General features: G+C 62.8%; 20 protein-coding genes. 19 read left to right on the forward strand and 1 reads right to left on the reverse strand.

Features of this window, described 5'->3' with window-relative positions; genetic code table 11:
• The 6 genes from uca to WS87_RS28950 all read left to right on the forward strand — a co-directional run bounded on the left by uca (window position 1) and on the right by WS87_RS28950 (window position 9,144).
• On the forward strand, window positions 1-3,591 hold the full coding sequence (gene uca, locus WS87_RS28925; RefSeq protein ID WP_059817271.1) for an urea carboxylase: 3,591 nt from the start codon (window positions 1-3) through the stop codon (window positions 3,589-3,591).
• Complete coding sequence (gene atzF, locus WS87_RS28930; protein WP_059817268.1) at window positions 3,588-5,459, forward strand: allophanate hydrolase; 1,872 nt, start codon at window positions 3,588-3,590, stop codon at window positions 5,457-5,459. Before uca ends, atzF begins: the two co-directional genes overlap by 4 nt.
• Window positions 5,460-5,523: 64 nt before the next feature.
• Window positions 5,524-6,498 carry an ABC transporter permease gene (locus WS87_RS28935; RefSeq protein ID WP_059692415.1) on the forward strand — a complete coding sequence of 325 codons (975 nt, stop codon included), beginning with the start codon at window positions 5,524-5,526 and terminating at the stop codon, window positions 6,496-6,498.
• Between the two features lie 45 nt (window positions 6,499-6,543).
• Window positions 6,544-7,452: an ABC transporter ATP-binding protein gene (locus WS87_RS28940; RefSeq protein WP_059817266.1), complete on the forward strand. Its 909-nt coding sequence runs from the start codon at window positions 6,544-6,546 to the stop codon at window positions 7,450-7,452.
• Between the two features lie 605 nt (window positions 7,453-8,057).
• Entirely contained in the window at window positions 8,058-8,561 is a 504-nt protein-coding gene (locus WS87_RS28945) for an inclusion body family protein (RefSeq protein WP_059525772.1), read from the forward strand.
• A gap of 64 nt (window positions 8,562-8,625) precedes the next feature.
• Window positions 8,626-9,144: an AidA/PixA family protein gene (locus WS87_RS28950; protein ID WP_059817264.1), complete on the forward strand. Its 519-nt coding sequence runs from the start codon at window positions 8,626-8,628 to the stop codon at window positions 9,142-9,144.
• Between the two features lie 220 nt (window positions 9,145-9,364).
• On the opposite strand, the gene WS87_RS28955 is transcribed toward WS87_RS28950, so the two are convergent.
• On the reverse strand, window positions 9,365-10,294 hold the full coding sequence (locus WS87_RS28955) for a LysR family transcriptional regulator (protein ID WP_059817263.1): 930 nt from the start codon (window positions 10,292-10,294) through the stop codon (window positions 9,365-9,367).
• Between the two features lie 309 nt (window positions 10,295-10,603).
• Between WS87_RS28955 and mdlC the strand changes: the two genes are divergently transcribed.
• The 13 genes from mdlC (at window position 10,604) to WS87_RS29020 (ending at window position 26,248) form a co-directional block, all read left to right on the forward strand.
• Entirely contained in the window at window positions 10,604-12,193 is a 1,590-nt protein-coding gene (gene mdlC, locus WS87_RS28960) for a benzoylformate decarboxylase (RefSeq protein WP_059817383.1), read from the forward strand.
• Window positions 12,194-12,248: 55 nt separating this feature from the next.
• Entirely contained in the window at window positions 12,249-13,700 is a 1,452-nt protein-coding gene (locus WS87_RS28965; RefSeq protein ID WP_059817261.1) for an aldehyde dehydrogenase, read from the forward strand.
• A gap of 24 nt (window positions 13,701-13,724) precedes the next feature.
• Window positions 13,725-13,967 (forward strand): hypothetical protein, encoded by a 243-nt coding sequence (locus WS87_RS28970; protein WP_059817259.1) that lies wholly within the window; start codon window positions 13,725-13,727, stop codon window positions 13,965-13,967.
• Window positions 13,964-15,310 (forward strand): MFS transporter, encoded by a 1,347-nt coding sequence (locus tag WS87_RS28975; RefSeq protein WP_059817257.1) that lies wholly within the window; start codon window positions 13,964-13,966, stop codon window positions 15,308-15,310. The genes WS87_RS28970 and WS87_RS28975 overlap by 4 nt, the downstream gene beginning before the upstream one ends.
• Window positions 15,311-15,403: 93 nt before the next feature.
• A complete protein-coding gene (locus tag WS87_RS28980; protein ID WP_082750581.1) occupies window positions 15,404-16,549 on the forward strand; it encodes an alpha-hydroxy-acid oxidizing protein in 1,146 nt (381 codons plus the stop codon).
• A gap of 83 nt (window positions 16,550-16,632) precedes the next feature.
• On the forward strand, window positions 16,633-17,592 hold the full coding sequence (locus tag WS87_RS28985) for a helix-turn-helix domain-containing protein (protein ID WP_059817253.1): 960 nt from the start codon (window positions 16,633-16,635) through the stop codon (window positions 17,590-17,592).
• A 152-nt stretch (window positions 17,593-17,744) separates the two neighbouring features.
• A complete protein-coding gene (locus tag WS87_RS28990; RefSeq protein WP_059817251.1) occupies window positions 17,745-18,797 on the forward strand; it encodes a carbon-nitrogen hydrolase family protein in 1,053 nt (350 codons plus the stop codon).
• A 96-nt stretch (window positions 18,798-18,893) separates the two neighbouring features.
• Window positions 18,894-20,126: an MFS transporter gene (locus WS87_RS28995; RefSeq protein ID WP_218929489.1), complete on the forward strand. Its 1,233-nt coding sequence runs from the start codon at window positions 18,894-18,896 to the stop codon at window positions 20,124-20,126.
• Between the two features lie 172 nt (window positions 20,127-20,298).
• Window positions 20,299-21,720: an indoleacetamide hydrolase gene (gene iaaH / locus WS87_RS29000; RefSeq protein ID WP_082750579.1), complete on the forward strand. Its 1,422-nt coding sequence runs from the start codon at window positions 20,299-20,301 to the stop codon at window positions 21,718-21,720.
• 36 nt (window positions 21,721-21,756) lie between these two features.
• Window positions 21,757-22,941, forward strand: a complete 1,185-nt coding sequence (locus tag WS87_RS29005) for a substrate-binding domain-containing protein (RefSeq protein ID WP_059817248.1) — start codon at window positions 21,757-21,759, stop codon at window positions 22,939-22,941.
• Between the two features lie 4 nt (window positions 22,942-22,945).
• Complete coding sequence (locus tag WS87_RS29010; RefSeq protein WP_059817246.1) at window positions 22,946-23,791, forward strand: branched-chain amino acid ABC transporter permease; 846 nt, start codon at window positions 22,946-22,948, stop codon at window positions 23,789-23,791.
• A complete protein-coding gene (locus WS87_RS29015) occupies window positions 23,769-25,544 on the forward strand; it encodes a branched-chain amino acid ABC transporter ATP-binding protein/permease (RefSeq protein WP_059817244.1) in 1,776 nt (591 codons plus the stop codon). The genes WS87_RS29010 and WS87_RS29015 overlap by 23 nt, the downstream gene beginning before the upstream one ends.
• Window positions 25,541-26,248, forward strand: a complete 708-nt coding sequence (locus tag WS87_RS29020; RefSeq protein WP_059817242.1) for an ABC transporter ATP-binding protein — start codon at window positions 25,541-25,543, stop codon at window positions 26,246-26,248. Before WS87_RS29015 ends, WS87_RS29020 begins: the two co-directional genes overlap by 4 nt.
• The last annotated feature ends 27 nt before the right edge of the window (window positions 26,249-26,275 follow it).

Raw genomic sequence — 26,275 nt, forward strand, 5'->3', positions numbered from 1 at the left:
ATGAGATTCGCCAAGGTCCTCGTCGCGAACCGCGGCGAAATCGCGTGCCGCGTGATCCGCACGCTCAAGCGGCTCGGCATCGCGTCGGTCGCGATTTATTCGGACGCCGATCGAGATGCGCGTCACGTGGCGCTCGCCGACGAAGCGGTGCGTGTCGGGCCCGCGCCGGCGGCCGACAGCTACCTGAACGTCGCGGCGATCCTCGCCGCCGCGCGCGCGACCGGCGCGCAGGCCGTGCATCCCGGCTACGGCTTCCTGTCCGAGCATGCCGGGTTCGCCGATGCATGCGAGGCAGCGGGCCTGCGCTTCATCGGGCCGCGCGGCGATCACATGCGCGCGTTCGGCCTCAAGCACACTGCGCGCGCGCTCGCCGCCGCGCACGGCGTTGCGCTGCTGCCGGGCACGGGGCTGCTCGACGACATGGCGACGGCGCTCGCCGAAGCCGACGCAATCGGGTATCCCGTGATGCTGAAAAGCACCGGCGGCGGCGGCGGGATCGGCATGTCGCTCTGTCGCGATGCCGCGCAACTCGAGGCGGCCTTCGACTCCGTCGTGCGGCTCGGCAACGCGAACTTCGCGCATGCGGGCGTCTATCTCGAGAAGTTCGTCGAACACGCGCGGCACATCGAAGTGCAGATCTTCGGCGACGGCCGGGGCGGCGCGATCGCGCTCGGCGAACGCGATTGCTCCGTGCAGCGCCGCAATCAGAAGGTGATCGAGGAAACGCCCGCGCCGGACCTGACCGGCGCCGAGCGCGACGCGCTGCACGCGAGCGCGGTGCGGCTCGCCCGCGCGGTCGGCTACGCGTCGGCCGGCACCGTCGAATTCGTGTTCGACGCGAACGCGCGGCAGTTCTATTTCCTCGAGGTGAATACGCGGCTGCAGGTCGAACATTGCGTGACCGAAGCGGTGACGGGCATCGATCTCGTTGAGTGGATGATCCTGCAAGCCGAAGGCGATCTGCCGCCGCTCGACACGTTGACCGTCGCGCCGCGCGGCGCGAGCATCCAGGTGCGACTCTATGCGGAGGATCCGCACAAGCAGTTCCAGCCGAGCGCGGGGTTGCTCACGCACGTCGCGTTTCCGGACGATGTGCGCGTCGACGGCTGGATCGAAGCGGGCACCGAGATCAGCGCGCATTACGATCCGCTGCTCGCGAAGCTGATCGTGCGCGGCGATACGCGACGCGACGCGCTGGCCGCATTGCAGGCTGCGCTGGCGCGTACCGAGCTGTACGGGATCGAGACCAACCTCGACTACCTGCGCGCCGTCGTCGGCTCGGACACGTTCGCGCGCGGCGCGCCGACGACGGCATTCCTGTCGCGCTTCGCGTTCTCGCCGCACACGATCGACGTGCTCGACGGCGGCGTGCAGACCACCGTGCAGCAGGCCCCCGGTCGCGTCGGTTACTGGAGCGTCGGCGTGCCGCCGTCCGGGCCGATGGACGATCGTGCGTTCGACCTCGCGAACGCGCTGCTCGGCAACGCGCGCGACGCGGCGGGGCTCGAATTCACGATGGTCGGCGCGACGCTGCGCTTCAACACGGCGACGCTATTCGTGCTCGGCGGCGCGCCGCTCGCGGCCACGCTCGACGGCGAGCCCGCGCCGTTCTGGCAGGTGCTGCGCGCGCGGCCCGGCGCGGTGCTGAAGCTCGGCGGCGTGACCGGCGCGGGCGTGCGCGCCTGCCTCGCGGTGAAGGGCGGGCTGCAGGTGCCCGACTATCTCGGCAGCAAGGCGACCTTCACGCTCGGTCAGTTCGGCGGCCACGCGGGGCGCGCGCTGCGCAAGGGCGACGTGCTGCATCTGCACGCGGACGCGGGGCGCGGCGACGCGGGCGCGACGCTGGCCGCGGCCGACGTTCCCGCGCTCACGCATGCATGGACGCTCGGCGTGCTCGACGGTCCGCACGGCGCGCCGGATTTCTTCACGCCCGACGACATTGCGATGCTCTACGGCACGCAGTGGACGGTCCATTACAACTCCAGCCGCACCGGCGTGCGGCTGATCGGCCCGAAGCCGCAATGGGCACGCGTGGACGGCGGCGAGGCCGGCCTGCATCCATCGAACATCCACGACAACGCGTATGCGATCGGTGCGGTCGATTTCACCGGCGACATGCCGGTGATTCTTGGCCCGGACGGGCCGAGCCTCGGCGGCTTCGTGTGCCCGGTGACGGTCGTGCGCGACGAGTTGTGGAAGCTCGGGCAGTTGCGCCCGGGCGACACCGTGCAGTTCGTTCGCGCCCGCGTGTCGCCCGCGCCCGCGGTCGCCGCGATCGCGCCCGTGGCACCCGCAGGCGCGCCGGACGATTGCGTGCTGCATCGCGACCCGTCGGCCGGCGACGGCATCGGCGTGGTGTACCGGCGCTCGGGCGATCGCAACGTGCTGGTCGAATACGGGCCGCTCGTGCTCGACCTCAACCTGCGTTTTCGCGTGCATGCGCTGATGTGCTGGCTCGACGCGCACCGGCTGCCCGGCATGCTCGACCTGACGCCGGGAATTCGCTCGCTGCAGGTGCAGTTCGACGCGCGGACGCTGCCGCTCGCCACGCTGCTCGCGCATCTGCAGGCTGCCGAGCGCGAACTGCCGGACGTGGCCGACATGCGCGTGCCGAATCGCGTTGTGCATCTGCCGCTGTCGTGGGACGACCCGTCGACGCGCGTCGCGATCGAGCGCTACATGCAGTCGGTGCGGCCCGATGCGCCGTGGTGCCCGAGCAATATCGAGTTCATCCGGCGCATCAACGGCCTGGCGAGCATCGACGACGTCAGGCGCATCGTGTTCGACGCGCGCTATCTGGTGATGGGGCTCGGCGACGTCTACCTCGGTGCGCCGGTCGCGACGCCGATCGATCCGCGGCATCGGCTGGTGACCACGAAATACAACCCCGCGCGCACCTGGACGCCGGAGAACGCGGTCGGCATCGGCGGCGCGTATCTGTGTGTGTACGGGATGGAAGGGCCGGGCGGCTACCAGTTCGTCGGCCGGACCGTGCAGATGTGGAACCGCCACCGCACCACGCGCGAATTCGAGGCCGGCAAGCCCTGGCTGCTGCGCTTCTTCGACGAGATCCGCTTTTACGAAGTCAGCGAGGCGGAGTTGACCGCGCTGCGCGCGGATTTCGTCGCGGGCCGCGCGTCGCTGAGGATCGAGGAATCCGTGTTCGATCTGGGCGCATACAACCGCTTCCTGCGCGACGAGGCGGATTCGATCGCGACGTTCAAGGCTGCGCAGCAAACCGCGTTCGAAGCCGAGCGTGAGCGATGGCGGGCGGCCGGGCATGCGGAATACGTCGGCGACGCGGAGCAGGGTGACGCGCAGGCGGCGCGGGCAGCGGGCGTGCTCGACGACACGCAGCGGGCCATCGCCGCGGACGTGTCGGGCAGCGTGTGGAAGGTGCTGGTCGAGGCCGGCGAGCGCGTGACCGAAGGGCAGGTCGTCGCGATCGTCGAGTCGATGAAGATGGAGGTGGCGGTGACGGCAACGGAAGACGGCACGATCGAGACGATCGACTGCGCGCCGGGCGCGGCGGTGGTGGCCGGCCAGCGGCTGATGGTGATGAAGGCGGGCGCCGCCGAGGAGGTCGCATGAGCACGACGGAACGTTCCATCCTGCCCGGGCTGCGCTCGATTGCCGCGCTGCGCGCGCGCTACGCGGCGGGCGACCTGACGCCGCATGCGCTCGTCGACGCGATCGCCGCGCATTTCGACGCAGGCGATCCGCATCATGCGTGGATCCGTCCGCTGACGCGCGCGGAGATGACGCAGTATGCCGACGCGCTCGCCGGGCGCGACAGCGCGTCGTTGCCGCTTTACGGCGTGCCGTTCGCGATCAAGGACAACATCGACCTCGCCGGCATACCGACGACGGCGGCCTGCCCGGCTTATGCATACACGCCGGCGCGCAGCGCGCCCGTCGTCGAGCGGCTGATCGCAGCCGGTGCGATTCCGATCGGCAAGACCAATCTCGACCAGTTCGCGACCGGGCTGTCGGGGCAGCGCTCGCCTTACGGCGCGTGCCGCAACGCGCTCGATTCGCGCTATGCGTCGGGCGGATCGAGTTCCGGGTCGGCGGTGGCGGTCGCGCTCGGCGTCGCGACGTTCTCGCTCGGCACCGACACGGCCGGTTCCGGGCGCGTGCCGGCAGCGTTCCATGGCCTCGTCGGGCTCAAGCCGACCCGTGGCGTGGTGAGTACGCTCGGCGTCGTGCCGGCCTGCCGGTCGCTCGATTGCGTGTCGGTGTTCGCGCATTCGCCGGCCGATGCGCGGGCGGTGTTCGACGCCGCGCATGGCGTGACCGAAGGCGATCCGTACGGGCGCGCATGGCAGCCGCCGGCGGGCGCGGATGGACCGCGCGCGCATTCGGCGCGACCGCTCGCGCAGGTGCGCTTCGGCGCGCCGCGTGCCGACCAGCTCGAATTCTTCGGCGACGAATCGTACCGTGCCGCATGGGACGCGGCGCTCGAACGCCTGCGCGCGACCGGCGCGGCAGTCGTCGAGATCGATTTCAGCCCGTTCCTGGCGGCCGCGCGGTTGCTGTACGACGGCCCGTGGGTTGCCGAGCGGCTCGCCGCGATCGGCGCATTCGCCGCGCGGGAACCCGATGCGCTGCATCCGGTGATTCGCGAAATCGTCGGCGGCGCGTCGCGCTTCAGCGCGGCCGACGCGTTCGCGGCATTCGATCGGCTCGCGACGCTGCGCGTCGAGGCGGCGCGCGCGTGGGGCGGGCTCGACGCGATCGTGATGCCGACCTCGGCGACGACCGCGACCGTCGATGCGCTCGAAGCCGATCCGATCGGCGTCAACTCGTGCTTCGGCTACTACACGAATTTCGTCAACCTGCTCGACCTGTCGGCGATCGCCGTGCCGGCCGGCACGTGCGAAAGCGGGCGACATGCGGGCCTGCCGTTCGGGATCACGTTCGTCGGCCGCGCGCACGACGATGCGCGGCTGCTCGATCTCGCACAGGCGTGGGCCGACGGCACGGTCGCTGCCGGCGATGGCGGGTCGCTCGCACTGGTGGCCCCCGCGCCCGACGTGTCGCCCGACGTCGTGCGCGTGGCCGTCGTCGGCGCGCATCTGCGCGGCGAGCCGTTGAACGGGCAGCTCACGCAGCGGGGCGCGCGGTTCGTCGCCGCGACGACGACGGCCGCCGCCTATCGCCTCTACGCGCTGTCCGCGGCGGCCTGCGGCGGCGTCGCCAAGCCGGGCCTCGTGCGCGTGCCGGACGGCGGCGCGCCGATCGCGGTCGAGATCTGGGAGATGCCCGTCGACGCGTACGGCAGCTTCGTCGCCGGGATTGCGGCGCCGCTCGGCATCGGCACGCTGACGCTCGCGGACGGCTCGCAAGTGCAGGGCTTCCTGTGTGAAAGCGCGGCGCTCGCCGATGCGCAGGACATCACGCGCTTCGGCGGCTGGCGGGCTTACCGCGCGCAGGCCGCCAGCGGCGCATTGCAATGAACGCCCGGTCGCGCGTTGCTCCGGCATGCGCGCGACCGGCACCTGAAACGATACGGAGATTCCCATGTCAACGACCCGCAACACGACCGGCTGGCTCGCCGTGCGCCGCGAGCTGACGGCGCGCGGCAAATGGACGCTCGGCCTGGCGTCCTTCCTGCTGCCGTTCGCCGTCTGGTGCCTGATCAGCTATGTGCCGTTCGTCTGGCATCCGCAAATGCGCATCACGAATCCGGGAAGCGTCGACTATTTCCAGACCGGCATGCAGATCGACCGCGACGTGTTCGACGACGAGCTCGCGCATGCGCGCGCGACGCACGCGGCCGTGCCCGAGGGCGTGCGCGCGAACCCGGTGTACCTGCCTGCGCCGCACCAGGTGCTGCGCGCGTTCTACACGGCGTTCACGACGCCGCCCGCCTCGCGCGACGGCGTGTGGCTGCACGAAAGCCTGTGGCACAGCATCCGGATCATCTTCTGGGGCTTCGTGATCTCGTCCGCGATCGGCGTGCCGCTCGGCATCGTCTGCGGCACCTTCAGTGCGCTCGCGCGGCTGCAGGAGCCGTTCCTGGAGTTCTTCCGCTACCTGCCGGCGCCGGCGTTCGGCGCGCTGATGGTCGCGATCCTCGGCATCTACGACGCGCCGAAGGTCGCGATCATCGTGATCGGCACGCTGTTCCAGCAGGTGCTGATCATTGCGAATACGACGCGCAAGCTCGAATACGGGCTGTTCGAAGCGGCGATGACGCTCGGCACGAAGAAACTTCAGCTCCTCACGCACGTCGTGATTCCGGGCGTGCTGCCGGACCTGTATCGCGACCAGCGGATCCTGCTCGGCTGGGCGTGGACCTACCTGATCGTCGCCGAACTCGTCGGCACGAGCTCGGGCATCACCTGGTACATCAGCCAGCAGGCGCGCTACCAGCACTTCGACAACGTATATGCGGCAATCCTGATGATCGGGATCATCGGCCTCGGCACCGACATCGCGCTCGGACTGCTCGGCCGCAAGCTGTTTCCGTGGGATCGCACGCTGAAGGCGTGACGCCCGTTGACGCGCATCCATCGACCGATTTTCGTAGAGGGCATCATGCAGAATCCGCAAGCCGTTCCCGATTACCTGATTCAATCCGACGCGGTGCGCGAGCGCTTCGCGCGGCTCAAGGCCCGCGACGTGATTCTCGACGTGCGGCATGTCGGCAAGCGTTTCGCGACGCCGCAGGGCGAGTGCGTCGCGCTCGACGACATCAGTTTCCGGACCCACCGGCGCGAGTTCGTGTGCGTGATCGGCCCGTCCGGCTGCGGCAAGTCGACGCTGATTCGCATCCTGGCCGGGCTCGAGGCGCAGACGAGCGGCGAGGTGTTGCTGGACGGCAAGCCCGTGCAGGGGCCGGGCGCCGATCGCGGGATGGTGTTCCAGGGCTATACGCTGTTTCCGTGGCTCACCGTGAAGAAGAACGTGATGTTCGGCCTCCGAATGAATGGCAGCAGCGGCAGCGAAGCCGAGCGCGAGGCGCTGCAATGGCTCGATCTGGTCGGGCTGACGCGTTTCGCCGACGTGTATCCGCATCAGTTGTCGGGCGGCATGAAGCAGCGCGTGGCGATCGCCCGCGCGCTCGCGAACCGTCCGCGCATCCTGCTGATGGACGAGCCGTTCGGCGCGCTCGACGCGCAGACGCGTGCGCGGATGCAGACACACCTGCTCGACATCTGGCGCAATATCGACGTGACGATCCTCTTCATCACGCACGATCTCGACGAGGCGATCTTCCTCGCGGACCGGATTCTCGTGCTGAAGGCGAACCCGGGCGGCGTGCAGGAACTGATCGAGGTGCCGGTGGCGCGGCCGCGGGATTATTCGCAGGTCAATACGCCCGAATTCGTCGCGACGAAGGCGCGGCTCGAAGCGCTGATCCATCCGAAGGAGGAGGCGGCGGACGACGAAGGCGTGAAGCCGCACATGATCCGGATGACGGACGTTTCGGACAATGTCGAGTAGCGGGAGAGCCGGGCATGCAAATGTGCCCGTGATGACGTACGGATCGAGATCGAGTGCGAACTTATCTAGTCAGCGGTCTCGGTTCGGATTTTCCATTAATCGAGCCGGGTGGCGTGCGGGGTGAAATAATGCCGTTAAAAGTGCGTTTAAATAATGTCGGGATTCTGGGTTGGTTGCGTGAGTCTTTTTGTTTCGATTTGGTGTGAGGTATAAGGGTTAATTCACATAATCACGCATCGAGGCCATGGATTCGTGTCGGAGGCGGTGGTATTAATAAAAAATGCGAATAAAACGGTCGAACATTTCACGTTCCCGTGCATCCTTGAGCGGCGTGCTCATGGTGCGTTGATTTATCCTTGATGAGAATGATGCGAAATACAGGATCAATCATTGGTATTGTTTTGGTAAGCCATGAATTTTATAAAAAATAATAGAGAACTGTCAGCGTTTACAGGTTCATTGGATTAACTGCACGGTGTAAATTTAAATCGCGGGACAACTTGAGGTTTCAAGGTTTCATGACGAATCGTCACCCGATCGGTGATTGAAGGTCGTCTGAAACAGTCCGCGCACCGGCCGCCCCATTTACCTGAACGGGAGTTCCTATGTCACGCGTTACCGATGTGCTCGTCTCGATCGATACCGAAACGATTCTCCAAAAATATCCGAATCCCAGCCGGGATCCGAAAAACCCGACGCTGATCGACTGGAAGCACGTGTACATGGTCACGAACCAGGACAACGTCGTCTCCGGGCAGGCGGGCGGCGAACTCGACCTGAGAGCCCAGGTCGGCGACCTGATCCGTTGGCGCGAAACGAGCCTGTCCCTGGGTTTCGAGAAGCAGGTGGTCTTCTACGGCTTCATCGCCAACCAGGGCAAGGACCTGATTTCGACGCCGACGCCGCGCAAGGCCACCGCATCGGTCCCGATTCCGAATCCGAGCTCGCCGTCGACGCCGACCTGCCAGAAGGTGGACAACTACTACTGGTCGTCGGAAACGCTGTCGGAAGGCCGCGTCACCTATCACTTCTACTTCCAGATCATCGACCGCAACTGCCAGTCGCTGGGTTGCTATCAGTGGGATCCGTTCATCTCGATCCACAACTGATCTCGGCAGGCGGGCGGCCGCGCGGCGGTCGTCCGCGTCATATTCCCGTTCCGGAGGATGTGCCATGTCTGGTCTTCGTTGCGATGTGCTTGCGATCGTCGATGCCGTCACGCTGCTGTCGACCTACCCCGATGCGAGCCGGAACGCCGATACGCCGACGGTGATCGACGGCCGGCACATCTACGTGGTGAGCCCCGGCGACACCGGGCCGCTCGGCCGAAACGACAGCCGGCTCTTTGCCGGCCTGTCGCCGGGCGACCAGCTCCGCCTGCGCGAAACGGCGCTGGCGCTGCGTGCCGAAGCGAGCGTGCTGTTCATCCGGTTCGCATTGAAGGATGCCGGCATCGTCGCGCCGATCGAACCGGAGGTGCGCGACGCCGCGACGCCGGTGCCGTCCGACGACGACCTGCTCCATCCACAGTGCCGGCCGATGCCGGATCACTACTGGCGCAGCGACGTGCTGGCCGCGGGCGCCACCACGTGCACGGCCGATTTCGCCGTACTCGACCGCGATGGTGCCGTGTCCGGTTATTTCCGCTGGGAGACGTCGATAGAGATCGACGAGGGCGGGGCGGATTCGTAGTAGTCCGATTTCAAGCTGCCGTCGGGCCAGTCACCTCTCACGCGTCAGGCCGGGCCAACGCTGTATGTCGACCTTGGCACGAGTTATCTTCCGCGCCTGAGTCATCGCGGACTCCTTGCCGTTGTGGCGCGCATTGCCGCCACGGGCCACCGCGCGTCAGCATGAAGAACCAATCACTGTCAGATTGGGTGCGAAGCCACCGCAAGCAATTCCACGGTCGTCACGACAGGATTTGCCTTTCTTTGCGCAAGGATCCTGTCAGGTGACGCAATTCGTCGAGCAGTTTGACGGCGGGCGTTGGCAGAGTGCCGCGCCGGCGCCGAAACGCGGTTAAGGTGCGTTGCGCATCCAGGCCTTCAATATCCAGAGCGTCAATGACGCCAGCTTTGCTTTCAGTGTCGTACATCGGTTCGGCCATCCATGAGACGAAGCCACACCGTGCCACCAGGCTTTTGAGCACGGTTACCGAACGGGTCTCGACTGCAATGGCCGGCATTGGGAGGCCTCGGGCTTCGAAGGTTTCTTGCATGTGGGCGTAAGGTCCGGTTCCCTTGGGCGTGAGTGCCCACCGTTGTGTCAACGTGTCATCGAGTCGAAGATTGCGCTTCGAGCGCAAAGGGTGATCGGCCGCCGCGACCACGTAACTCCTGTCGGTCCATGAACAATCGGAGAGCGCAGCGACATCCTCGGTTTCGATTCCCGATGTGCCCAGCGCCAGGTCGATTTCGTAAGCGAGCAAGCCCTCGACGAGACGATCCCACACGCCTTCAATCACTTCAACGCGCAGATTGGGCCATTTCTCGAGCACGCACGCGATGGCCATCGGCAAGACGAGGCTCGCTATGCTGCCCACCGCGCCGACCTTGATGACGCCTTTCGCCAGGCCGCGCATCGCGTCCAATTCCTCGCGCGCCTGTTCGGCTTCCCTTTGCAGCAACATGGCATGCGGCATCAATGCTTCGCCAAGCGCGGTCAGCTGCATCCCTTTGGTGTGGCGCTCGAAAAGCGGCGCCCCTACGGACTCCTCAAGTCGCTTGATCGCTCTGCTCAGCGCTGGCTGGGTCATGTCCAGCATGGTCGCGGCTCGTCCCAGGCTACCCGCGGAAACGATCGTGGTGAACATCGTCAACTGCTGCAGATTGAAACTCATCGCGGCGAACCAGAGTGAAAGGGATTAAAGGGATGGAACGAGATCCCGGGTTGTACGGCGCTAGGTGTCTTCCCTGAAAGGGGCCGCCATGTACGCTCACTGCGGCTGCCGGAAAACCGGTGATGATGGCGGATAGCCTTGACTGTCAAGGATCCCGGGCGGATTCGGCTCGTCCGGCAATCAGGCCGACACATGCACGAATGTAATGACTTTGAGCCTATTTGGCAATTTGCAAACAATGCATCGAATCCCATACTGCGGCTCATCCAATCACCGCCAGCCTGAGTGGCGAACCGCAGGGGACTCGAGATGCAACGAAACACAAGTGGGCAGCCGACCGTTCGCGATGCCGTCGTGGACTTGATGCGGCGCCTCGGAATGACGTCCGTGTTCGCCAATCCCGGTTCAACCGAGCTACCGATGTTCCGCGACTTCCCGGAGGACTTCCGATACGTGCTCGGACTGCAGGAAGCCGTCGTTGTCGGCATGGCGGATGGATATGCCCAGGCGACCGGCAATGCCGCGCTGGTCAATCTGCATTCTGCGGCCGGCGTCGGCAACGCGATGGGCAACATATTCACGGCTTTCAAGAACCGGACGCCTCTGATCGTTACTGCCGGCCAGCAGGCCCGTTCAATTCTGCCGTTCGATCCGTTTCTGTCGGCATCGCAAGCAACCGAGTTGCCGCGGCCCTATGTGAAGTGGAGCATCGAACCGGCTCGTGCCGCTGACGTTCCGCTTGCGCTCGCCCGTGCTTATCACGTGGCGATGCAGGAGCCGCGTGGCCCGGTGTTCGTTTCCATTCCGGTCGACGACTGGGATCAGCCGGCCGACTTCGTCGAGGTGACACGGGTCAGCACCCGGTTCCGCCCTGATTCGGTGCGGATTGCGGAGATCGGTGACGCGCTGGACAACTGCAGACGGCCAGCGATCGTCGTCGGAGCGGAGCTCGATCGCGCCGATGCATGGAATGAGGCAATCCAGTTGGCCGAGCGCCACAATGCGCGGGTTTATGTCGCGCCAATGTCGTCGCGCTGCAGCTTCCCCGAAGACCATCGACTCTTCGCCGGATTCCTTCCGGCGATGCGCGAAAAAATCGTTCGGATTCTGAATGGGCATGACCTGATCTTCGTCGTCGGGGCGCCGGCGTTTGCGTATCACGTCGAAGGCAGTGGGCCGCATGTGCCTGATGGCGCGGCGTTGTACCAGCTCATCGACGATCCGGCTACCGCGGCGTGGACACCGGTCGGCACCTCGGTGGTGGCGAACATTCGCTTGGGGCTCGCGGACCTGCTCGCGCGTCCGGCGCCGCATGGCCGGCCTCTACCGGCTCCCCGCGAGGTCGTCGAGCGAGCCGAGCCCACGGCGGTCATGTCGGTCGCGTATGCGTTGCAGACGCTGTCCGAGGTCCGCGACGCAGCGGATATCGTGGTCGAGGAGGCGCCAAGTTCGCGTCCCGTCATGCAACGTTATCTGCCATTCACGCGCAGTCAGACGTTTTACACGATGGCAAGCGGCGGTCTGGGTTACGGCATGCCTGCCGCGGTGGGCGTGGCTTTGGGCAAACCCGGCAGTCGCGTGATCGGCCTCATCGGTGACGGCTCGACGATGTATTCGCCGCAAGCGATCTATAGCGCCGTCCAGCTCGATCTCCCGATCACGTTTGTCATTCTGAATAACGCCCGCTACGCCGCCTTGCAGGAATTTGCGCCCGTATTCGGCTTCTCCACGTCGGATCCGGTACAGGGCACCGACCTCCCGGGGCTGGATTTCGTTTCCCTGGCCAACAGCATGGGTTGCAAGGGCGTTCGAGTGAGCGACGCGCTGTTGCTGAAGTCCGCGCTGGAAGACGCGTTGTCTTCGGGCGAAACGCGCCTCGTAGAAATTGTCGTGGCCTGACCGTGAGTCGGTGGTTCGACGGGCCGGCTTTTTAGAAATATTCCAGGAGACAGTAATGAATCAGGTATCGATGTTAATCAACGGCGAGCGTGCGATGGCTCGTGACGGGGCGACATTCGAGCGCCGTAACCCGCTCGACGACTCGGTTGCATCGATGGCGCCAGCCGCGACCGTCGCCGATGCACAAGCCGCGGTGCGCGCCGCGGCCACAGCGTTTCCCGCATGGTCGGCGATGGGCCCAGGCGAGCGACGCGCATTGCTGAATCGAGCCGCGGATGCGCTCGAAGCAAAGGGCGACGCTTTCGCGCTGGCAATGGCAACCGAAACAGGCGCCTCCCGCCTGTGGGCAGATTTCAACGTCAAGCTTGCGGCCGACGGGTTGCGCGAAGCTGCCGCGATGATCACGCAGATTTCGGGCGAAGTGATTCCGTCGGACGTGCCCGGCAGTCTCGCGCTTGGGGTTCGACAGGCCGCCGGCGTCGTGCTCGGGATCGCACCGTGGAACGCTCCCGTCATCCTTGGCGTGCGTGCCATCGCGTTGCCGCTGGCTTGCGGCAACACCGTCGTGCTCAAAGGCTCCGAAATTTGCCCGGCGACCCACGGCCTCATCATCGAGGCGTTACAGGATGCCGGACTGCCGCGCGGCGTTGTGAACTTCGTTACGAATGCGCCGGCGAATGCTGGCGACATTGTCGAAGCGCTCATTGCCGAGCCCGCGGTCAGACGTGTGAACTTCACGGGTTCAACCCGTGTCGGCCGCATCATCGCAACCCAGTGCGCGAAATATCTGAAGCCTTCGGTACTTGAACTCGGCGGAAAGGCGCCGTTTCTTGTTCTTCACGATGCCGATATCGAAGCTGCGGTTCAAGGCGCGGCATTCGGGGCGTTCGCCAATTCCGGTCAGATCTGCATGTCCACCGAACGTATCGTCGTCGACACGAAGATCGCCGATGAATTCGTCGCGCGACTGGCCGAAAAGGCAAAGAGCCTGCCGCTTGGCGATCCGAGAAAGGGGCCGGTGGTACTCGGCTCCGTCGTAGACATGGCGACCGTCAGGAAGTGCAACGACCTGATCGACGACGCGCTGGCGAAAGGTGCGACGTTGGTATGCGGTGGAAAATCCGAGACCACGCTCATGCCGGCCACGCTGCTCGACCACGTTACGGCGGACATGCATATCTATCGGGAGGAGTCGTTCGGGCCGGTCAAGGCGATCGTCCGCGTCAATGGAGACGAAGAGGCCATCGCATGCGCAAATGACAATGAATATGGTCTGTCGGCGGCAGTCTTCAGCCGTGACGTCGCGCGTGCCTTGACGGTAGCGAAGCGTATCGAGTCCGGGCTTTGCCACGTCAATGGGCCGACGGTTCACGACGAGGCGCAGATGCCGTTTGGCGGAATGAAGTCCAGCGGTTTTGGGCACTTCGGTGGCAAAGCCGGGATCGCGGAATTTACCGATTTGCGCTGGATTACCGTGCAAACGACGCCTCGTCACTATCCGTTCTGATGGTCGCTACGATCACGGCACGTCTTGCTCACGGTGGAAGAGACGGGCCTCTGGATCGTGGGCACGAACAAAACAACGACGATATACCGGCGAGAAGCCATCGCTCCTGGAACGACGGGCGATGAGCCCAAGGAGACTGCAATGCCTATTGTCAATTTTGAGTTGTCGCTCGATCGCACCCCGTTCGAGTCTGACCATCACGTCGGAAAGCGGATTACCAAGGACTGCGATTCAGGCTTCACGGGTCTGGCCGGGGAGGTGAAATGAACGACCGCAATCTCCGTCTGCCGACCGTAGACATAGGCCGCACCCTTGATGATGGACCGTTCTCGACGTTCCAGCGAATGGTCGTCTTTCTCGCCGCGTTTGCGATCGTGATGGATGGATTCGATGGGCAACTCATCGGATTCGCCATTCCCAGCCTGATCAAGGAATGGGGCATTACGCGCAACGCATTTGCACCCGCCGTTGCTGCCGGCCTCGTAGGCATGGGTATAGGTAGCGCATTCGCAGGCTTTTTCGCGGACAAGTTCGGCCGGCGCTGGGCAATTATTGGGAGCGTGCTGGTATTTGGCTTGGCGACGAGTTCGATCGCGCTATCGCCGGACGTCATGACCATCGCAATCCTGCGCTTCTTCGCGGGACTGGGTATCGGTGGTGCGCTGCCAAGCGCGACGACCATGACAGCGGAATTTACGCCTGCTCGCCGGCGGACGCTCGCAGTGACCGCAACCATCGTTTGCGTACCGCTGGGGGGCATGCTTGCTGGACTGTTCGCGAGCGTTGTGCTTCCACATTATGGCTGGCGAGGGCTCTTTCTTATTGGCGGCACGCTTCCCGTGGCACTGGCGCTCCTGCTGTATCTCGTCATGCCGGAGTCGCCGCGTTACCTTGCCCGCCATCACGAACGCTGGAACGAACTGCGTCACCTGCTGACCCGCATGTCCCGCTCGATTCAGCCGGACGCCGTGTTCGCCGATCAGAAGGAGCAGAGGGCGGTACAGCATCCGGGGTTTCGTGCCTTGTTCGCGGACGGCCAGGGCCGTGACACGCTTGCAATCTGGGTCGCCTTCTTCATGAACCTGATCGCCGTCTACAGTGCATTCAGCTGGCTGCCGACGATGCTTGCTGGCGAGGGTCTCAGCCCTTCGGTGGCAGGTTCGGGTCTGACTGCCTACAACCTGGGCGGCGTAATTGGCGCACTGGGCTGCGCAGTGGCAATCGGTCGGTTCGGGTCACGCTGGCCGTTGCTCGTGTGCTGCCTGATGGCATCCGCGAGCGCGCTTTTCCTGCGCGGTCTTGACGTCTCCACTCACACGACCTTGCTGGTGTTCGGAATTGGTTTGCACGGCCTCTTCGTGAACGCGGTTCAGTCGACGATGTACGCCCTTTGCGCCTACGTCTATCCAACAGAGATACGCGCGACCGGAACCGCATCCGCGCTCGCATTCGGGCGGCTCGGAGCGATTCTTAGCGCGTTCGCAGGGGCAGTCGTGATCACGCAGGGGGGGGCGTCTGCGTATCTGGGCATGCTTGGCGGCGCGATGTCGATGGTTTTCATCTGCCTGATGATCGTGCGTCGCCATATTCCGCCCATCAATCGCGCTTGATCTCGGTCTCGAGGGTGAGAGAGGCGCGCGAAACCGGAGTACAGCGCGCCTCATGTTTTTCGCATCACGATTTACTCTGACAGTACGCAAATCATGACAACAGGATTTCCCGGCATTTTCTCCGTCAGCGACTATCGTGACGAAGCCAGACGGCGGCTGCCGCGAATGGTGTTCGACTATCTGGAAGGCGCGGCAGACGATGAATCGGGACTGAGGCATAACCGTTCGGCGTTCGATAAATTGCAGTTGTTGCCACGCCGACTGACGGATGTCAGCACACGAGAGCAATCCGTGGAGCTTCTGGGCACGCGGCTTCCATCACCGCTGGTGATCGCGCCAACGGGCCTCAACAGCGCATTCTGGCCCAAGGGTGACCTCGCGCTTGCGCGTGCGGCGGGCAAGGCCGGTATTCCCTTTGCGCTATCGACGGCTTCAAACATGTCCATCGAAGAGGTGGCAAAAGGGGCTGACGGCGAACTGTGGTTTCAACTGTATGTTGTTCATCGCAACCTCGCGAAGAGCCTGGTCAATCGCGCCCGAACGGCTCGATATTCGACCTTGATCCTCACCACCGATGTAGCGGTCAACGGATTTCGCCAACGCGATCTTCGCAATGGCTTTGCCATGCCGTTCAAGGCAAGCGCGCGTGCGACCGTCGACGGACTATCGCACCCGCGTTGGCTTTGGTCATATCTGATGAACGGCATGCCCGAGTTGAAAAATTTCGCTACGGACGATGCATCGGACACGGCCTCCCAGGCAGCGATTCTTCGCAGACAGATGGATGCGAGCTTCAGCTGGGATGACCTGCGCCGTTTGCGGGACGAATGGCCGGGAAAACTCCTCGTCAAGGGCATCGTGACGGCCGAAGATGCCGCGCGGTGCGTCGAGTTCGGAGCGGACGGCGTGATCGTTTCGAACCACGGCGGCAGGCAACTCGCCGACCTGCCCGCAACCGCCGATGTGCTGCCGGAAATCGTCGAGAGTACCTCGGGAACGACGGTCATTCTCGACAGTGGCATACGGACGGGGGCTGATGTCGTCAAGGCGATCGCCTTGGGCGCACATGCCGTGATGCTGGGGCGGGCCACTTTGTACGGGTTGGCAGCCAGAGGGGAAACCGGAGCGAGCGACGTCATCGAGATGATCAAACACGAAACAGACCGAACGCTCGCCCTCGTCGGTTGTCGCTCGGTCCGTGAGCTCGATCGCAGCTACATTTCGAAGCGACCGTCGTAGGTTACTGCGCATTGACGCCGGATTCTGGATGCGCAATGGTTCGGGATAGCTATCCCGCGTATTTGCAGTCGGAATCTTGTGCCATGAATAAAGTGATTACTACGGATCATTACCATCGCGACGACAGGCTTTTGGCCTGGGCGGATCAGGTTCGGGACAGCTGCGTCCCCATGGTTTTCAGGACCGAGTGCGATCAGGGATTTCGTGGCGAGATCTCCAGCGTGAACACCGACGGCGTGTGCGTGTCACGGATCTCGGCGGTCGATCACGTTGCGGCGCATGACTGGGAGGAAGTGCGGCGCACTGCGGACGACTACCTGCTTGTGTCGATACAGATCGAGGGACGAGGTGCGATCGAGCAGGATGCCCGCACCGCATTCGTCGACCCTACCGACATGGTGCTGTTTGACTCGTCGCGCAATTTCGCCTGGCATTTCTCCGGCGAGCATTACACGATCCGCTTTCCACGCAAGGCGTTGGAGAAACTGGTGCCGTGTGGCCGGCAGCACACCGCAGTGAGGATTCCCGCGGCGACCGGGATCCGCCGCATCGCAGCGGACCATGTCGCGTCCCTGCACAGAGCGCTTTCGTCGGACGAAGGCGTCGTGGCCGGCTGCGCCAGGCTTGCCGATGTGACCGCGAATCTGGTCGCCCTGGCGCTGGCCGATTATTTCAACTCGGCCCCGCTGTCCAGATCCAACGTGAAAGAGATGCATCTGCTCCGGGCACGTGCGTTGATCAAAGACCGTATTCACGAACCGGAACTGGGACCCGAACAGATCGCCGATGAGCTGGGGGTTTCCAGCCGTTATCTTTACCGATTGTTCGCCGAGGCCGGAGAGTCGATTGGCGAGATCATCTGTACGACCAGACTCAACGGGTGCGGCGAGTGGCTTCAGCAACGCGCCTACGCGAACCGCTCGATTACCGATATCGCGATGGCATGGGGTTTCAATAATGCATCGCATTTCAGCCGTACGTTTCGACGTCACTTCGGAATGTCCGCACGCGACTACCGTGCGAAGCATCGCGACGCTTTTTGAATCGCCCCTGAGTTGGCCGCGCAGCGGTCCAGCCTGCTGGCAGCATATGTGAAAATCCTGTTCTGTCAGAGTCAAGCGTCCGGCATATTGGCCCGGGACACTTCATCTACAACGTTGCGGGCTTCCCGTCCCGCGAGTCGTGGAGGAGTATCTTGGCTCTCAACCATCCCCAATACAAAGCGGCTGTGGTGCAGGCCGCCCCGGCATTCCTCGATCTTCAGGCCGGAATCGACAAGTCCGTACGCCTGATTGAAGAGGCCGCTCAAGCCGGCGCCGACCTGATCGCATTCCCTGAAGTCTGGCTGCCGGGCTATCCGTTCCATATCTGGCTCGGTACACCGGCCTGGTATATGAGCAAAGGCTATGTTCAGCGTTACTTCGACAACTCGCTGAGCTACGACAGCCCGGAAGCCGATGCACTGAGGGAGGCTGCGAGAAAAAACCGTATCACGGTGGTGATGGGGCTCTCGGAGCGCAAGGGCCACTCGTTGTATATCTCCCAATGGATCATCGGTCGCGACGGGGAAACGCTCCTGCAACGACAGAAACTCAAGCCCACGCACCTCGAGCGGACGGTTTTCGGTGACGGTGAGGGAAGTGGTTTGACCGTGATCGACAGTCCGCTGGGAAAGCTCGGCGCGCTTTGTTGTGCCGAACACGTGCAACCTTTGACCAAGGCCGCGATGTATGCGCAAGGCGAACAGGTCCACGTTGCCGCGTGGCCGAGCTTTTCCCTCTACGAATTTGCCAGCGCATTGAGCCACCAGGTGAACAACGCGGTTTCGCGGACCTATGCCGTCGAAGGCGGCTGCTTTGTCCTCGCGCCTTCGACAGTCGTCACCGAAGAGATGGTCGAGAGCCTTTGTGACACCGCTGACAAACGTCTGCTGTTGCGGGCAGGCGGTGGCCATAGCGTTGGATACGGACCTGACGGGGCGGAGCTGTTCGAAAAGATCGACGAAACCGCAGAAGGACTGCTCTACGCCAATATCGATCTCGGCACGCAATCGCTTTCGAAGTGCGTTTTCGATCCCGCGGGGCATTACTCCCGGCCGGACGTTCTGCGTTTGCTGATCGACCGGCGACCGCGGCCCCCTTTCGCCGAGATTCGCGACACAACGCCTGTGGGGACGCTCGCCGATGATCAAACATCGTCGGACGATGGCTGCTTGTCCGAGCCTGCGAGAAGTGGAGCAGATCGGTAGCGGGACCGTCGGGCTCGATTGATGTTGATTGAAACTGGATGGCGTTTATTCGAAATAACAGCAATCCGGTAACGACTATATATTTAGGATGTCGATATGAACTACAAAGAAAATAGAGACTACGAATGGAAGATGGTCATCTTTCTTGCGGTGCTGTTCGGAATCGTTGGTCTCGACCGTCTGGTCATCGTGTATCTGTTTCCGGTTCTTCTGCCCGAACTCAAACTGAACAACACGCAGGCAGGCGCCATTGCCTCGGTTCTCGCGTTGACGTGGGCAATTTCGACATGGGTGCTCGGGAGTCTGTCCGACCGCCATGGGCGTCGCAAGATTCTGCTGGGGTCTTCAATCTTCTTCTCGGTGATGACGTCCTTTACCGGTGTCGCCAAGTCGTTCCACGGCATGCTGCTTGTGCGCGGCCTCCTTGGCGTGGGAGAGGGGGGCGTCTTCAGCGCCAGCGTTGCAACCATCGACGAAATATCGACGCCGCGCCGGCGCGGCTTGAATCTGGGTATTCATCAATCGTTTTTTCCCCTTCTGGGTATCGGCCTTGGACCGATCATCGCTACCCAGCTCGTGATGCATATGCGCTGGGAGTGGGTGTTCTTCGTTCTCGGCATCCCGGGGCTTTTGCTGACGTTCCTGATCGGCAAGACCATGCGAAAGTCGGAGGCAGGTCGCGATAAACAGGCTCGGTCGGCGTCGGGTGGCCCCCTGGCCGTGCTGAGATACAAGAACATCTGGCTGACCACGGTCATCGGATCGCTTTTCCAGACGGGCCTGTTCGTTTTCTCGACGTTTGTCGCGCTCTATCTGACCAAGGTAGTGGGCCTCAGCCTCGGCACGGTTGGCCTGATCATCTCCGGATGGGGTTTCGGCGGGTTTGTCGGGATGATCGCTGTTCCGGCGGTATCTGATCGGCTCGGGCGGCGTATCGTGCTCGTCGTTTCCGCAACTTGCTATGGCATCCTGATGTTGGCGTTTGTGCTTTGTCATGCTTCTCCGATCGTCATGTTCGCCAATCTCTTTGCTGCCGGGATTTTCGGCTTCGGCATCGCGCCGCTCTTTCTTGCCGTGATTCCTTGCGAATCCGTACCGTCCACCCTGACTGGCTCCGCCGTAGGCGTTCCGACCGCTATCAGTGAACTCATTGGCGGGGTCCTGATGCCCGTGGTGGCAGGTGGACTCGCCGACACGTTCGGTCTTGGTTATCCGATGCTGATCGTCGGGGGGGTGTCGTTGGTGAGCGCTCTCGTGGGGATGTTTCTCGATGAAACGGTGCCCGCCGCGACGTCGAAGCATTCCGTCTCGAACATAGATGCGGTCTGAGTGTTTGGCAAAGACCAGTTGGATTGCAGATCGTTGGGGAGAGCTCGCGTGATCAATGCCGCCGACGTCGGTCGTGGGGTTGTATCAGGGGCGGTGCGTCATCATTTCTGACGATGCGCGGCAAAAAAGCAGACGCGCATTCTACGAAGACCGAAATGTAAGAGAGACGTAGATGCCAGCCCTCCCGCAGCTTTCAGTCGTCGACGCAAAAGATGCGATCGATCGACGCGAGATCTCCTGCCTGGAATACGTTCAGGCGCTGGTGGATCAACAGGTCAAAACCGAGTCGCTGAACGGGTTCGTGCATTTCAACCCGGAGAAATTGCTGCAATCGGCGCGGGCGCATGATGAATCGCTCGCTGCCCGAACAGGTCGGATGTCGCTTGCAGGCATCCCGTTGGCAATCAAGGACAACATCGATTGCTTGAGCATGCCGACATCCGCTGGAACGGCAGCGCTCCGCAACGCTGTACCTCGAGCGAACGCGCCAGTCGTGACACGCCTGATCGAAGCGGGTGCTTTGGCAGCCGGCAAAGCCAACATGCACGAACTCGCATTCGGCTGCACCAACGACAACGGATGTTTTGGCCCGGCCCGCAACCCGTATGACGCTTCCAGAATTCCGGGAGGAAGCAGCGGTGGATCTGCGGTGCTGGTGGCGAGTGGTGCGGTACCGGCGGCGCTCGGCACTGACACGGGCGGATCGGTGCGAATACCGGCGGCGTTGTGTGGACTGGTCGGTTTTCGTCCTACGCATGGTCGCTATCCTTCAGAGGGAGTCGTACCGATATCGCCCACGCGTGACACGGTCGGCCCGATCGCCCGAACCGTCTCCGACGTGATGTTGCTGGACGAGATCTTGTCCGGAAGTGGCTCGACGCTTCCCGTTGTCGACGGCGCACGTGACGTTCGCCTGGCAGTCCCGTACTCGACGTTGTGGGAGGGGGTGTCACCCGATGCCCGGCCGGTACTTGAAGTCGCCCTGCGGAAGCTCGAGGACGCGGGCTTCGAACTGGTCGACGTAGACCTGCGACGTTATCCGTTTTTCCGTGCGCAGAAGAGCGCAACCATCCCATTTTTCGAATTCTGCGGTGCCTTGGGCCGCTATCTGGAAACAGGTGGCGTGGCGGTGACGTTCCCGGAGATCGTTGCCCAGATCAAGAGTCCGGATGTGGTCCGGATCGTCAGCGATATCTTGGGGTCCGGCGCGATCTCCGCGACCGAATATGCCGATGCGCTTCTCGCACGAGAGCGGTCGCGCACGTCTTATGTGGAGTGTCTTCGCGAAGTGGCGGCAGACGCACTGCTATTTCCGACTGTCCTGATTCCGGCTTGCAACATCGGCTCTGAAACCGTGGCGGTCGGGTCCGACGCGCTCGATGTCTTTGCCGCATACACACGAAATACCGAACCAGGCAGCAACGCAGGGGTACCCGGCATCACCATTCCCGCGGGTCTGACGCAGGATGGGCTTCCGGTTGGATTGGCGCTGGACGGTGCTCCCTATTCGGATCGGCGAATCCTGCAGATCGGCAAGCAAATGGAGCGCGTTCTGTGTGCCGCGACGTTCCCGCGTCTCGACGCACACGTTTGATACATCCGGCAACGGCTTAACGAGAAAGGCAAGCAAATGAATCGTCGAAATGTCCTTAAAAGTATTGCGCTCGGTGCTGCAAGTGCCGCGATGGGCGCCGGGGGGCTCGTACCGGCGTCGGTACGCGCGGCAAACCAGCCGCTGAAGTTGGCGCTGATGGCGCCGATGAGCGGGCCGGCCGCATTTTTCGGTCAGGCCTGTAAGAACTGTGCAGCGATGGCAATCGACGAGATCAATGCGCGCGGGGGCGTTCTGGGGCGCCCCCTCGAATTGCTGGTGGGAGACGCTGGCGCCGCACCTTCCGAGTCGGCGCAGACGGCTCTGCGCCTCTGGAAGCGCGACAAGGCGGAGGTCTTTGTCGGATCGCACGATAGCGCTGTCCGCACGGCGCTGGAAAGTTTGTTCCGAGGCCAGGTGCCTTACTTCTATACCCCGATGTACGAGGGCGGCGACTGCGCGAAGGGCGCGTTCTTCGTTGGCGAGACGCCTGCGCAGCAACTGACGCCGGTCATTCCGTGGCTGACCGCCAAACACCAGGTCAAGCGCTGGTTCCTGATCGGCAACGACTACATCTGGCCACGCAAGTCGAACGAAGTGGCGAAAAAGGCGATTCAGGGTTCCGGCGCGACCGTGGTCGGCGAAGAGTACGTTCCATTCGACGTCGATAACTTTGACGCGGTGCTTGGCAAAATCCGGGACAGCAAGGCAGATGCGGTCTTCATCACGCTGGTGGGCGGGTCGGCCGTCACGTTCAACAGAAGTTTTGCGAGCTTCGGTCTCAGCGACAAGATGATCCGCTTCGGCACGATGATCGAGGAAAACACGCTGATCGGCATCGGGGCGTCCAACTCCAGGAACCTCTACTCGGCTTCCGGCTTTTTCTCGACGCCGACCGCCACGTCCGGCCAGTTTCTGGAGCGCTATCACAAGCGATTCGGCGCTTCGGCGGTATTGAGCAGCATCGGCGAGTCGACATACGAGGGCATCCTGATGTATGACGCCATGGCCAAGAAGGCGAACTCGGCGGCGATCGGCGATCTGATGAAGGCTTCCGATGGGGCAAGTTACAAAGGCCCGCGTGGCGTGGTCACGATGAAGTCCCGCAACGTGACGGCCGACATCTTCCTCGCCAAGGCTTCAGGGGCCCGATACGACATCGTCAAGACGTTCTCGCAACTTAGCTCGGCCGAAACCTGCACGAGCGGAGCGGGTGTGGGTTGAAGTCATGCTTCTTTCCTACATTCTCAATCTCGGGTACGCGTGTGCGGCCCTCGCGCTCACGACGATCGGTCTGGCAATCGTGTTCGGGCTGCTGGGCGTGCTGAACATGGCGCATGGCGAGTTCATCATGCTGGGCGCGTACTCGGTGGTCGTCGTGCAGCGTCTCGGGCTGCCCGCCTTGCTTGCCATACCCTTGGCGATCGTCGTATGTGCTGCTGTCGGGTGGATCGTCGAGCGCGTGCTGGTTCGTCCTTTGTATCAGCGGCCGTTCGATACCTTGCTCGCAACGTGGGGCGTTTCGATCCTTCTCCGCGAAGGCGTGGTCGCATTGTTCGGAAAGGGTTACCAGGACGTGGCGGGTGCGGATGGCGCGTCGATCGACTTCTTCGGCACCCAGTACCCGGCATTCCGGCTTGCGATGATGCTCGCGGTGGGGCTGGCATTCGCCGGGCTCGCGGCATGGTACAGCCGCAGCCAGACGGGTGCGCGGATTCGAGGCATGGTCGCGAATCCCCTTCTTGCCAAGGCGGCCGGCATCAATACGACCCGACTGGCCAGCGGCACTTTCATCACGGGTGTGGTGCTGGCCGGGTTGGCGGGGGTGCTTCTCGCACCGATCGTGCGGGTCGAGCCATACATGGGCCTCGACTATCTGCTCAATTCGTTTTTCGTGCTCGTTGTCGGTGGCCTGGGCAGCCTGCTCGGTCTCGCGGTAGGCGCGCTCGTCATCGGAGGAACGCAGGTTGCAGTGTCGAGTTTCATCGATCAGACGTCGGGCTATACCGCTGTTCTGATCCTGTCCATCTATTTCTTGTGGAGTCGCCCAAATGGCCTCGTCTCGCGCCGTTGAAACGTCCCTCCAGGTTGTCACGGCGGCGATTCTTCTCAGCTTGCCGCTGTGGGCCGGTGATTACAGCGCAAACCAGATCGGGCTTCTGTTGCTGTATGGCATGGCGACGCAAAGCGTTGCTTTGTGCTGGGGGAATTCGGGTTTTTTGCCGCTGGGCCAAAGTCTGTTTTTCGGGCTGGGCGCATATGTCAGCGCCTTGGTATTGCGCGCTGCAGCCGCGGCCGGTGGCGAATGGCAGATCATTCTGCTTCCGCTTGCAATCGCAGTGCCGGCGGCCCTGGCTTATGCAATCGGATTTATCGTCTTTGCGCGCCGGATTGACAGTGGGCCGTTCTTTTCGTTGATTACCCTTGCGCTATGCATGTTGGGGTTTCTGGTCGCCAATCAATGGAGCGGCGTAACCGGTGGCTTCAATGGGTTGACAGATATCCCTGACCTGCCGATGACCGACAGGTATGGAAATCTGTATTACGTGATCGCGGCGGCTTCGGTTGTCGTCACTGCATTGATCACCTGGTTGAACCGCAGGCCGATCGGGACGCTCTGGGCCGCCACTTCAGAGAATGAAGACCGCCTCCAGTTTTTTGGATTCGCGACACACAAACTGAAGGCTGCCGCTTTTGGCCTCTCGGGTGCGATCGCCGGTCTGGGTGGGACGCTGTATGCGCCGCACGAGGGTCTCGTCGGTCCTCAGGCGATCGGAGTGGCGTTGTCAGCGCAGTTTGTCATCTGGGCGGCCGTTGGGGGGAAGCGCAGCCCGCTGGGCGCGCAACTCGGTGCCGTCGTGATCGGACTGCTTGCAGCGACCTGGCGTGATCTGTTTACCTATTGGGAAGTACTGATCGCGCTGATTTTCATCGGTGTGGTGCGACTATTTCCCGATGGCCTGGCCGGCGCGGCTGCTGCGCTTGCCCGAATTGCGGGTCTGCGCGTCGTGAACGCGATTCCGGAGAAACGGGCGGATGCTCCCGACGTCGCTGCGATTGACGTACGGCCGCCTCAATCTACGCTGCTTAGTTTCAGGAAGGTGGAAGTAAGCCAGGGTAGCGTCAACATTCTCAACGGGCTCGATCTCGAGGTAGGCGCCGGGGTCATCAATTGTTTCATTGGCCCCAATGGCGCCGGGAAGACGTCGACATTCAATGCAATGACGGGTCGTTTGCCAGTCCGTTCAGGCGAAATCCGCTTTCGCGGATGCGAGATCTCGTCCTCTCAGGCCTGGCAGGTCGCCAGACTGGGAGTCGGCCGCAAGTTTCAGATTCCCACGGTTTTTGCCCAGTTGTCCGTCAACGAGAATCTTCAGATCGCGCTGTGGGCGAATCGGATACGTCCTCATGAGACGCTGACTGCGGCGCCTTTGCATTGGAATTCGGTTCAACGAGTTCGCACGCTCGGAAAATTCGGGTTTCTCGAATCGAATATGATGGTTCGCGCGGGAGATCTTTCTCAAGGGATGCGCCAGATGCTGGAGTTCGCGATGGTGGCAATCACCGAACCGCGTCTTTTGCTTCTTGACGAGCCGTGCGCCGGCCTCTCGGCGCACGAAACCCGTCACATGATGGAAGCGATCACGTCGACCGTCGGCGAACTGGAGGCGTCAGCCATCGTGATCGAGCATGACATGAGCGCGCTCGAAAAGATCGCCAGCAACGTGGTGGTCCTCCATCAGGGAAGAAGCCTCGCGGTCGGATCTCTGTCGCAAATCAAGATGTCGGCGGAGGTCAAGGCTGTCTACTCCGGAGGAAGAAAATGAGCGAGCTCCAGCGAGAAGCAATGTTGAGGTTTTCGTCGATCGTCGCTGGGTATGGTGACACGATGGTGCTCAAGGGGATCAGCGGCGAGGTGGCCGCGGGTAACGTCCTGGGTGTATTCGGCCGCAATGGTGTGGGCAAGTCGACACTGATGCGTGCTTTGACAGGCGTCGTTCAGCCCACGTCCGGTGCTGTCACGGTCAACGGCGGTGAAGTCGGCAACGTGCCGTCGCACCAACGGCGACGTTTAGGGATGAGCTACGCGCCTCAGGAGCGGGTTGTCTTTGACAATTTGAGCGTCGCAGACAACCTGACACTCGGATTCAAGACCAGAAGTCTGGAAGCATACGACGACTTGTTCCAGTTTTTCCCGCGTCTGAAAGAACGCTTGATGCAGCCGGCGGGGAAGCTGAGCGGTGGTGAAAAGAAGTTGCTTTCCTTCGCCAGAATCATCGCGGAGCGGTCGCCTCTCACGCTGATCGACGAGCCGTCGGAAGGTGTTCAGCAGGAGAACCTGGAGCGGATGGCATCTGTTATCCAGTCTCGGACCGCTGAAGGAGCGGCGTTTGTGGTTGTCGAGCAGAATCTGACGTTTTTAACCGCGATCGCCGACAATTTCATCGGCTTGGATCATGGAGAGATCGTGTTGTCGGGCGACTCGATCGATATGTCTCGCGAGCAGCTCGAAGCCGTCTTGGCGGTTTAGTCTCTCGTATCAAACGATTGGTCGCGT

The sequence above is a fragment of the Burkholderia sp. MSMB0856 genome (genome assembly GCF_001524645.2).
GTDB classification, from domain to species: Bacteria; Pseudomonadota; Gammaproteobacteria; order Burkholderiales; family Burkholderiaceae; genus Burkholderia; species Burkholderia diffusa.